Genomic DNA, 11,837 nt, shown 5'->3' on the forward strand with positions numbered 1-11,837 from the left:
ATTATTGATAAAAATGTGGAAAGAAAGGTCCCTTTGGAATGCGATCAAGCATCGAAAGATCTAGAGAATCTTTATCAGAGAGTTCCCAAACAAAATCAAAAAAAGTTTTAGCTGATTTAATAAAATCAGGTTCCTCAGTATAAACCCCACATTCCGGATTCCAATTAAAACTATTCTCCAAAAGATTAGCTGACCCCAACAATACAGCACCGTTAGAAGGATCGCCAATTATGAAAAGCTTTGCGTGAATACCAAATTCATTTCTTAAATCATTCGACTCACGCTTTAATTGACTAACTCTAGCGAAACCCTTAAACCGAGTGTACGTGTGAACCTTGACAGCGGCGCTTTTGTCACCTAACCCCTTAAGAAGACCATCTCTAAAAATCTTCCATCGCTTCCTATTCTGGTGCAAACGACATATGATGCGCACTGTATACCCATTGGTTATCAGCGTTCTGATCATAGAAACATACTTTTCTATTTCATAATCTGTATAGGGCGTCATGATGCAGATTTCTTTTGTCGAGAGTTCCTCTGCAATTCCCTTAGAAAATAATTTGTTCATCATATCAACATAGGTCGCGGATGATATTGTTGCTAGGTTGGGCCATTTACACTCAAGATTGTAAACCTCTCGCTGCAACTCTGGATTTTCACCCTTAAAGTTATCAATTCTCTCTTTACCAAGGTTCTGAGGAAGAGGCAAGTATAAACAAAGTAAAAGGGCGAAAATTGTTTGTTGCTCAATGCGTTAATTCGATTGTGTAGTATGCTTCTTATTACAGCTTGTATTGAATTTGCAAAGTTTGGAGTTGTATTATCACCTAGAAAGCTTTTCATCTCTTTGATTTTTTTAACTCTTTCTTCATTCTTTGCGAATGAGCGCATTACGAAACTAAGGTATTCATTTAGATCTCCGGTAATTTCTTGATTTGCTGTGAAGGTGCTTCTGAATACGACAGAATATTCATCCACTCTTACCTCATTTCCGAATAATCTCTCAAGTATGGTGACTATACAATCGAGTGGAACCTGAGAAAGACTGAGGACATAGGGCAAGTATAATTGAGGATAGATATCTTGCAAAAATACAATCTGATTGATGACTCTTTCAAGCTTATTCTTAGCCAGATGGAATTTGCTTGCTAGGACCCCCAATTCTTCAAAATTTACTTGTTTGTTTGCATTAGATAATTTTGATGATTTAAGACTGCCGAGTAATTTGCTATCCTCAATTCCCAGATTTTCTATCGCCAAATCCAGTGTAGTCATCACAGCATCAGGTCTTGAAATTATCGCTTGAAGCGTTTGCTCAACATTATTTCCAAGGTGTTTTAGCGCTTCAACTAAACTTAGTTCTTCGCTATCTCTTTCAAACGGTATATTCAATGAAGCTAACAAGCTACAAGTTAACTTTTCATCCAGTTCTATGTCACCAGGAAATAGAGTTTCAAAAAAGGCCCGTCCACTTAACCAATTTCCTGTTTCTGCACTAAACGAAGTTATTGCGGCGACTCGCTGAATGATTGGTTGTTCCAAAATAGCTTTGTTCTTTTTCATTGTAAGAAAATGGAAAGACTGCAGAAGTTTTCGGTAGTATTCGGTGTCAGTAGGAAAATAAGAAGCCAGTTCAGAGATGCTTACAACCTTAATTTGCTGATCTTTTGCAGCTACCATGAAGTGCCTACAGAAAAGATCCTTTGAGACAAGAAGGGTTTGAAAAAAGAACAATGGTTCGCTGCTTAAAAGCGCTATCTTGCCTAAAGGCTGAACATGATTGTTGTAAGATAAGTTGAGGTGCTCCGCAAAAGCAGCAATCGCCACACGGTATTCATTTTCATCCTTCTGGACTTTTTTCTCTAGAATTTCTGTTTTAATTAAATTATTCAGGAAGTCTGTTTTGAGGGCTATATCTGCAAGGTAAATATAGAGGCTTTCAGGGGATATTCCCCAATAGTTGTCAGGCAATTCAAGCTTTTTCAGTTTCTGCTTCAACAAGTTGGACTCCATCAGCAAACCACTGCAAGGTCTTTTTTCGCGATAACCCTCTTGGATCATTCATAGTTGCGCAACCATACTGGAAAATACAACTTGGACAACCATCGTCACATTTACAACGTGACAAGTGGGTTTCGAACAATTTCATGATATAGATAAAGTTCTTGTATTTTCCATCTTCCATAGCTGTGACTAGTGTTGTCACTCCTGAACCGCCTGGTTCATTATCATAGACATAAGAATATTCCTCATCAAGCACTTCACCAATATTTCTTATGTGAACCCCTGCAGCATTTTGCAGTCCTAATCTTAAACCATGGGCAAGCGTATGTGTAACCGCTTCGTCTCCGGATATCTTCATTCTAATGCCAAAGGTAGTGAAAATTGAAGCTAGGCGGATATATTTTTTAAGGGTTGAATCATGGCTTGGATTTCTGCAGCAAACATGGTTACCTTGCTGAGAAACAATCCAGTTACAGTCTGGTTCACCACAGATCTCATAATGCTTAGGCACCCGGTCGACATAACCATTCTCATAGATATTTCTATATGAGTCAGTTAAAGTAGCTAATTTTAATTCTCCATAATCAATCGAACCAATATCCATGCCGTTGTTATTTTTTATTACCCAACTTAAGGTTGGCTTGAACTCTATAACCTTCGTTTCAACGTTTGGAATTGTAGATTTAACGGTTTCTTTTGGATCAGCACTATGGATTTCCGATGGTTTAAGTTGGCCCCGTCCTGTCTCAACGTTGACCCTTAAAGGGTAATTTGTAGGATAGACCTCTACTTTGTTTGGGGTATGTGTCTCTAACATTTTAAGGGGTCCCCCACAATCGCACTCTTGCTTTCCTAGATCGTCGTATTTACTAAAGCAGCGTGGGCAAAAAAGCACATCTGGAAATATTTTTTTAACTTCTTCCCTTCTCCAGGAATCAAAAGTTACTCGGCAAGTAACCCTTTTCTGTCGAGAAAACGTCGTGACGGAATAGGGATGATATTCCTTTAACGCCATTTGAATACCTCTAGCCTCGAGCATCGGAGTAAATCTGCCTTCATTTTGGTCTTCTTTATAGTATACAACGTCAATCTCGTCCTCGAGTTTCCTAATATCAAAAGCATATTTTCCCTCAGGAGTCTTTGTGTGAAATTTAGAATAGAGCATTTTTTCTACGTCTTGTTGTAACCTATAGAGTTCAATGTCGGATTCTTCAGCGCTCTTTTGCTGTAAATTCAAACGTTGCTCTTCTTCGGCGTCAAGTTTGCCTTCTTTCTTTTCCTCTATGTCATCAAGTTGGTCTCTAAGTTTCCTTCTCTCTATTCTGATCTCCTTTACGAAATCTTTACCCAAGGATGAGAAATGTTTGCCGAAATTGTTTAAGGTATCTTCTATCATGTCCGAAAATCTTTCGGAGGCATTAACTACTGTCTCAAGACAACCATTGGTTTGGCATTTCCCTTGGTATACAGAAGAGTATCGTCGTCCACATTTAGGGCAGAAACTGTAATCAAGCAAACCTTTCAACCATAATCTGGCTTCAACTCTATTCTCGTCAATTACTTTCTGTAGAACACCCAAGCGGTCTCCATTGTTGAGCTCACTATTCTTACTGTTGTAAACACTGGTAAATGTTTGAATGTCGTCCGGTTTGTTTGTTTGATTCCCTTTTCTTACGAATTCTTCACCATCACTGATTCTGTTACCATCTGGTCTTGTCTCTTTTTTCCATGGAATCCAGAAGCGAGCTGCAATAAAATCAAAAAGAGCCCATGATAATGAGATCTTCATGACCTCAGGGTTGTGTTCATTAAGTGGTACTGGTTGCGCATTTGATTGGATTAATTCCAGAGGGTTTCTATAGTAGTAATAGTCGATAGGATTTCTCTTGCTTACCGTAAAAACAAGAGATTTCTTGCTGGCTCGACCAGCGCGCCCAATTCTTTGGAGATACGAATTGATATTTGGAGGAGTACCAAACAAGCATAAAATATCCAAATCGCCGATGTCAATGCCTAACTCCATCGCTGGACCTGACGAAAGAAAATTTGGATAAATACCGTTTTTAAACTGGAATTCTAATTCTCTTCGTCTTGTCTTGTCCGTGGATCCCTTATATGCTTCACTTAACAGCATGATCGGAGACGAATAATTAATTCGGAATGCGGTTTTGCTGTAATTTGGCTTAAAAAGGTCAACCCGCTCATTGTATTTTCGACTAAAATTCACGCAGTTACTAGTGTCATCCCCTAGTTGACTTAAAATGGTTGGTTTGAATTCATCTTTTTCGGGATTCCATAACATGGGTCTATCTTTTGAAACCAAATTACAAATTATTTTATCCGGATTTATCCTTAACCGACCCTTTTCTTCTAGCACTAATTTCTTTGTTTTTAGCCGATCTAAAACAAGGTCAAATGACTCTTCTAACATAACTTTTTCAACGAACTTTTCAACCGTTATCGTTCGCATCGTGTAGAGATTTTTAAGAAAGTGAGTCTCTTCTTTACTAAGCGTTTCATCTAAGTTAAGCCTTAAATCGATAATGCCTGAGGAAACAATTTTAGAAATGTGAGGATTGTTTTGGAACTTACCAAAAAACATCCCTCCAAACAATCGAACATCTATTTCTTCGTTTAAAAATTTTTCTTTAGCCATTTGCCGTGTCTGATATCGAGGACTGATCCGCTCCAAGAGATCGACGCCATAGGTTCTTGCTGAATCATAAATTTCTTGTCGAAGGTTTAATTCTTTTAAGACATTGCTATACAACTCGGATAGTGTATTTTCGCCTTTTTCAAGCGCGCTAATCATCAACTGGTCGACAAACCATTCAGCTTCAGGTTCCTGAAAAAATCGATTAAGTCTTTCCATGTCATTGTGGGAGTCTGAAAAGGACAGAACTTTAGCCCCTTTTAACACGATAGGCATTCCAGTCAAGTCTGAATGACCAACTATCTTTCTGAGTGCGTGCTGTGATGAGGTGACCGCCACGTTATCTGGGGCTCGCGCAAGTGGCATAAACCTCTTTCTATTATACCTTTTACCCTTGTGGTAACATGGAACAGCTTTATGGGAAGCAATAGGTCGTTGGATTTTCAGATTTTGGTCAAGCAACCTATACTCTTTAAAATCGACATTCTGAAATGTCGATTCATGATCAGTATGCCCACAGTCAGGTACTGCGAATTGACTTTGAGACTCAGGACATGAATAAGCATAAGTAAAGTCGAATAGTCCAGCAAGGTAGAAATTCTTTGAACCACATTTGCAGGTTGCTGGTGGCTTCACTGAGTTGATTACCTCTCTACAATTGTCATTATCACAGACCCATGGCAAGTGTAATATGGGATGCATGGCAGCGCCACAATCGCATAAACCAGTATGATTCCCGGCAATTTTGGAGCCACACTTGGGACAAACGACAGTTTCGCTAGTCAGCAATTCTAATTCTGATTGACAGTTGGAGCAACGTTTTGTTGGTTGAGGAACTTGGTAGTTAAGGCAGGCAGGATTAGTGCATGTCAGGTTCTTTCCTTGTTCGTCAAGAAGCATTCTAGATCCACATTTGTCACAATGCTCGGTATAATTCTTTTTTACGATTTTCCCACATTTCTTGCATTTAAAGAAGGGGCGCCAAATAACTTTGATTAGACTTGTGTGTTCACCTGTGCAATCGCAAGTTGGGACATCGAAGGCAACATTTTTTCCTTCAACGCTCGATATCACTGGTGTCAATTTTAGACATTTGGGGCAGAACCAGGATTCGACTGCTTCTTCATCGCATTCTCGACATGCTGTCATTTTAGTTATAAAATGATGATGGCATTTTTCGCATTCACTTTGAGGGTCTTCATAGATAGTGCCGCAATTTATGCAGGTGTAAAAACCGTCCACAGGCCAAGCAAAGAGATGGATCCTGTTTTCAAGAATTCCGGACAATTCTCCGATGTTGAAAAAATTTTCAATTAAATTGTCGACCTGATTTTTCCCGAGATGCGGATATTTTGCTTCGATGATTTTTTTTATATCTTCGGGTAAGCTAGCCTTATGCAGTAACTGGAAATGGAGCGCGCGAATAATACTGAGTTCAGGATGGTCTTTTGTCTTTGTTATGCTCTCAAATATACTTCCAGCTAAGAAGTCTTCAAGGTCTTTATCGCTCTCTAATTTTCTTGTAGGACATTCTGCTATGTTAAAAGCGTTTAGTAAAGGTGTAAACAACCCATTGCTATTGCTAGATGCACTAGAGTTATTCAGGTATTTACGATACTCGTTTATGAGCATGTCCTTTGAAAAAACTGTAGAGAGCCAGAAATGAGGAATTTGATCTGGGAAATCCTGGCCTATCTGAGTATGCTCTTCCTCTATAACTGCAAAGTCGTCAATTGAAGTTACTTTGGAAAAGATCTCTGCCTTGTTACTTATAGTTGCACTTGCAGCGATTATGCGAAGATCATCTTGTTGGTTACCAAGCAACTCTTTTCTTACCAACTGGTATCTTCTCAAAATCTGTGAGACAAAAGAACCGAATAATCCACTATAGATATGAACTTCATCGAGTACAAGGAATTTGGGTTGTTTTACAAATGCTTCTCGATCTTGATCGGCGTTTATGTTAATCAACCGATAATTAATTATGTCAGGATTCGTTAGCAGGATATCCACATTGCTTTCTCGTATGTCTTCTTTTGTTAAGTGGATGAAATCGAGGGGTATTTTACTTTTACATTTAGATGTTGGTACACAAAGTTGAGGGATGTCTTTTTCTCGTTTTACTATTAAGGAGCATCCGTTTAACTCAGAGTCACATAATCGGCAAAGATATTTCTCGCTGTCAAACTGAGGGCACTTGAAATATCTAAAAGCCTGTATAAGATAATTCATATGATTTTGATCTGATTGGTTCGGTGTATCACCATCATATACACCGATTGTTATTCTTTCAGATTCAGGCAAATTCCGATTTAACTCAAAAAGATACTTAATCAACCTTTTCAGTTGATCCTGAGCCAAAGCTTTGGTTGGATAGACCAATATTGCTTTAACTGAATTTCTAGGATGCTCAGGAACCTTTCCTCGTTTAGCTAACAAGGCGAAGTTCAAAATAGGTATTAACCAACTTTCAGTCTTTCCTCTTCCTGTACCGGCAACCACTAAAGTATTTTTGTCATTTAAGATTGAGGTAATGGCGTTTTCTTGGAAAGCATAGAGTCTTCTAATAAAATTTGAAAAAAGAGCAGATAAACGGATGTCGATGCCATTTGGAGCATATTTAGCTCTTAAATCACTTGAAAACTGTGTCCATGGAGCTGGACTCCACTTGGGTATTGGCAGCGCTTGGATGAAGGGGCCTCGCATTTTAACTAAGTGGGGCAGTTTTTCTCTCAAAGTTAAAGATGGGTCGCCATATCTTTTTAAGATACTGGCAAAGAGAATGTTCTTATCACCGATAAAATCGGTTGCGTATGCAATTTCCATTTCTTTTGCTAAATCAACGGGATCAAATCTCATTATCTTTCCTCCTCAACTGTTTGAAAATCTAGTTTTACTACGTTACAAAAATCTTCAAATTTCTTAATTTCAGTTAAGACGTTAGAACTTATTGCTGAAAGGGAGATCTCCTTTCCGCTAAGCAAAGTCTTGATGACTTCTATGGTATCTATGCTGAAGCCATAGTTCTCTTTTAAACTCTCAAAAGACTCAATATTTTTGTATTCAGCGAATTTTTCTGTTAGTGTTTTCCATTCTTCTTTCGCCCTACTTAGATCCTGATGCTCCCCCGCGAATTTGCTGAGACATTCTTCAAGAGAATTGATACATTGAATTAGCGGTTTTTCGTCACCTAATTCCTCTACTAGGTCAGGGATCTTTAAAATCTGTTTTGCAACGCCAATTTTACAGATCCAACTACTCGTGTAACTGTCCAGTTCCTTGTTTAACCTTTGTGTTATTAACTGTAGAGTTTGATTGTTATCTTCGATTTTCTTTGTAATACCGTCCATATTCAGCGAAGTCATGGCAGATAACTGGTAACTCTCTTTATCAATGTTCGAAAGGGTATCCTTAATCTGTGACGAAACCTCCATGACGCTTACTTCAGTTGATTGTTCATAGACTTCCGTTAATAACTTATGCTTATCAAGTGCTTTTCTGTAGTTTGTGGTAAGTCCTTCTAAGAGAGTAGCAAGTTGATTGTTTATTTCTTCTACTCGATCAGAGTTAACCCTTTGTATCGCTAGTTCATAGGCGTCATGTAGTCGCCAGTTAACATCCTTAATAGTTTTTTGCGAGTTTTGACAAGTTGTCATAGGCATCCCTTACCCTTTTTTTGCTCGGTTTCACGGTCGATGTAATTGGTATAGGTCTCTTTTCCGAAGTTACCTTTACTTTTTCAGAGATCTGAATAAGAATTGTTAATAGTTTCCATTCATCAGTCGCTGAACATCTTTCATATCTTCCTTGGAACTGAATAAATCTAAAAATATTCTCGCAGGATGAGAAATCTGCAATGATTGTGTTGATTATGTTTTGCATGAGGCTAAAATCATATTCATTTTTATTAATTCTCTCAAAACTCTCTATCCACTGTTGTTCAAGGGGGATTCCCAATGCAGAACAAGCGGTTTTAATTAAATTGACATTCTTAGCTAAGTCTTCATTTGAATTGTTCTTAGGAATTAATTGTTCTATTTCCCTTAAGACTACAATTTTTCCCTCAAAGTCCTTCATGTATGGATATTGATTGATTTCGGAGGAATAATCTCTGATAACTCTAACTAAGTCTCTAAAAGGACTGCTGCCCTTCTGGTTTCCCCATTTAAAACTTTCTCGGATGTTTTGATAGTTGATCTTTGACACCCGGTTGAGCGTTTGCTCTAAATCTACATGCGACAAAGTTTTTTCAAAACTTTGGTAATCAAGGAAGCTTTTGGTCAACCAAAAGAAATTGGAAAAAAGGTTTTGAATCTCCTCATGCCTTTGAACGAGGCTTTTTGCTCGAAGATTCAGGTAGTCATCTGAGAAACGAGGAATACTACCAATTGTCAAATTACCCTTCATTTTACCTATTTCTGGTTTATCACAGTCCTCAGCAAGGTTAGCAAGAAGAAACTTGGCAAATAACGCTAAATCCCTTACATGAAGACCTAACTCGTTACCCAGTTTTGTCATCAATTTGTTGTTGTACTCAATTGACTTCTCTTTTGCCCATTCAATGATTGAAACCAGATTGTCCTCTTGAACGCTTCCACCCTTGCCAACATGATATAATTGTTCGAGAATCTCGGGGTCAGTCGTTTGTTTTACAAACAATTTGTAATCAAAGTCTACCAGGTCATCCCCACTGTCTTCGATGACTATTGGGAGAGTATCTCCTCGTTGGTAGAAAAGTGAAGCATTTCCAGAGAACGTAGAGTGCGGATTCTTAAGGATGCAAGGGTCTCCAAAAAGCCTCACCTGCTGGGCAACGCCCTTTCTTAAAGATTCTCTAGTTAAAAACTTGCCGCCGCCACGGTTTATCCAGTTTTGGAAATCTGAAATATCTTCCTCGGTTGTCTTTTTCTCTTTCTCCTTAAAAGGAATATTACTCTTCATTACTGAGATTCCCATCTGTGACATGGGAACAATTATCATTCCTTCTTCGTTTGCGGGAATCGGACTAATAATGTCAAATGACTCGAGAATTTTTGAGTCAATTTGCACATCTTTATCCTTTTGCTTACCGTACCATTTTAATAATTCAACAAACTCCGAAAAATCTTTGTATGTTTGGCCTATTAATGAAGGAGGACCTTTGAGGTGTGCACTTGCTAACGAAAGAGTTTTCCAAGGGGAATCGTTTGAGTTCAATACGCGCTTTAGGATAAATTCTAAAAATATTCGGGGGGTTCGTTTTGGGTTCCCTTCTTCCTGCAAATTTTGGTAGATTCTATCGAGGCACTCAGAATTAAACGGATAAAATTTATTCTCGCCGTCTTGGCACATAGGACACTTGCCACATTTAATTGCCTCTAAATAAATTTGAGCCAGATTTTTGTATGAATCTTTGAGGAAGAACGCAGATTTTTCACTTGGATCAGAAAGAAGAAATCTGGCCTTAAGTCGCTCTTTCATGTATGTCATGGTATCGGGTGCCTTGAAAATATGCTCGGCATTGCCACTTTCGAACCCAGTTGTCCAACCGATAACTACATCAAAATGTCCTTTAGACAAGTCAAATAAATAATCCATTAAATCTTCAGCAAGGAAAGTAAAGGACGTAAGATCCTCGAGCAATAAGACCGGACGCTTGTCGACACTAAGATAGTGTTCAGAGATCTGCTGCAGTTTTTTTCCTAAGTCAGTTACCTTTAAGCGTTCTTTCAAAGTACGGGTAATAACCTTGTTTACAAATAGATAGGCACCGTCTCTATCTCTAAGTTCGCTGACTATTGGGAAAAAGTTAAAGCTATTTTTAGATAATATATGCAGCCCGCGCTCTTTATTTTGGGTTGATATTCTTTTCTTATAATCATCGATGTCAATCGATAGTCTTCTTTTGAGTTCATAATCGTTGAATAACTTCTCCAGAATTTGTCTATCGCTGGGGCTCTTGATAGACCTGTCCTCGTCTAGCTGAAGTTTTAGATGAATTATGATATACTCAGCAAGATAGGTGGAACGTTGATTAATTAACTCACTTTCCGCGTACTCTTCTCTATCACCATCAGGAAGATGTTGTCTTAATCGCTTAGCAATATCCTCAATCTTGGTATCAGCACGCGAGATATGAATAGGAATGTGGACAGGGTCATCAATATTGTAATCTAACCACTGACATAGTTCGGACTTGCCGCAGCCTGTCTCGCCAACAATCAAAAAAATTCGATTTCTATCTTGAGGAACTGAGTGGGTCACTAATTCCTTAAGTTGCCCTTCAGTGATAAAGTTCTGATCGCCGGGTAAGTCTTTAGAAAAAGCCACTTTGATTTTATCAATTGGAATATGAGTTTTCAAGAAAACTTCTTTTTCCTTCTCTCTGCTTTCTGTAGTAAAGTACAGATTTACAGCATCTTCAGCCCAACACTTGGTATATTTCAAGTCTGTGCCTCCCTTAAAGCTATGTTCCCGTATTGTTTTCCACTAAGAAGAACCGCATTCGGATCATCACTTGCTGCAGGTTTGATTGAAATCGTGCCCTTCTGGTTTAACTGCAACAGACTTAACTGTAAACCTTTGGAAACCGCACCTTCCCGAGTAAAACAGTCAAAATAATTCATCGCACAGTAAGTTAAGAAATTCTTTAATGAATGCTGGTTTGGACCTCGTTTTAAGAAGTCTTCAAAAACTGTCGTTAGAAGTTTCGGAGAAGGATAAATTACAAAACAAGCGTACTTTCTACCGAGGCTAAGATAACTAGCCAAATCCATCCAAAAGTTTAGTTTCTCGTCATTCCAAGCAAAATCAAAATTCAGAGATTTCTCAACTGATCGCATGAGACTCTCTCGGTCTATTCTAAAGAAATCATTAGCAATCAAGTGTGAGTGCACAAGACTAAAGGGATTAGCCTTATCTAGCCTCAATTGATTAAGAAGCAATAATTTAAAAGGTAAGTCAGGGAAATTTTTTGCTCTAGCTATTTCACTTTCATCTGCATTAGTTTTTAATAGTCCAGTATTAAGGAGAAAACTGACGCATTCTCGTAATAGACCTTTTTCTAGAGAGAACCTTTGCTCCAGAACCTCAAAATTTAGCGACGCATCTTTAGTAGCTTGATAAACCGATTCTAGTTCATATCCACGCAAAGTAATGTAACTTAGAAGAATCCTGTTGGATTTCGGCACTGACAATTAGC

The 11,837-nt window shown here is 38.4% G+C and carries 6 protein-coding genes; all 6 read right to left on the reverse strand.

Going from position 1 to position 11,837, the window contains the following annotated elements; genetic code table 11:
• Position 1: 1 nt before the first annotated feature.
• The 6 genes from NWF04_01650 to NWF04_01675 are packed head-to-tail and all read right to left on the reverse strand — an operon-like array spanning position 2 to position 11,832.
• Positions 2-646, reverse strand: coding sequence for a phospholipase D-like domain-containing protein (locus NWF04_01650; protein ID MCW4005294.1), 645 nt, complete (start codon positions 644-646; stop codon positions 2-4).
• The gene (locus tag NWF04_01655) at positions 601-1,998 is read right to left on the reverse strand and encodes a hypothetical protein (GenBank protein ID MCW4005295.1); all 1,398 of its coding nucleotides are present in this window, start codon (positions 1,996-1,998) and stop codon (positions 601-603) included. The genes NWF04_01650 and NWF04_01655 overlap by 46 nt, the downstream gene beginning before the upstream one ends.
• Entirely contained in the window at positions 1,973-7,516 is a 5,544-nt protein-coding gene (locus NWF04_01660) for a DEAD/DEAH box helicase (protein MCW4005296.1), read from the reverse strand. The genes NWF04_01655 and NWF04_01660 overlap by 26 nt, the downstream gene beginning before the upstream one ends.
• A complete protein-coding gene (locus NWF04_01665; protein MCW4005297.1) occupies positions 7,516-8,313 on the reverse strand; it encodes a hypothetical protein in 798 nt (265 codons plus the stop codon). Before NWF04_01665 ends, NWF04_01660 begins: the two co-directional genes overlap by 1 nt.
• The gene (locus tag NWF04_01670) at positions 8,279-11,083 is read right to left on the reverse strand and encodes a hypothetical protein (GenBank protein ID MCW4005298.1); all 2,805 of its coding nucleotides are present in this window, start codon (positions 11,081-11,083) and stop codon (positions 8,279-8,281) included. The genes NWF04_01665 and NWF04_01670 overlap by 35 nt, the downstream gene beginning before the upstream one ends.
• Positions 11,080-11,832: a hypothetical protein gene (locus NWF04_01675; GenBank protein ID MCW4005299.1), complete on the reverse strand. Its 753-nt coding sequence runs from the start codon at positions 11,830-11,832 to the stop codon at positions 11,080-11,082. The genes NWF04_01670 and NWF04_01675 overlap by 4 nt, the downstream gene beginning before the upstream one ends.
• Positions 11,833-11,837 lie beyond the last annotated feature (5 nt).

It is taken from the genome of Candidatus Bathyarchaeota archaeon, from assembly GCA_026014465.1.
Classification (GTDB): Archaea; Thermoproteota; Bathyarchaeia; order Bathyarchaeales; family Bathycorpusculaceae; genus JADGNF01.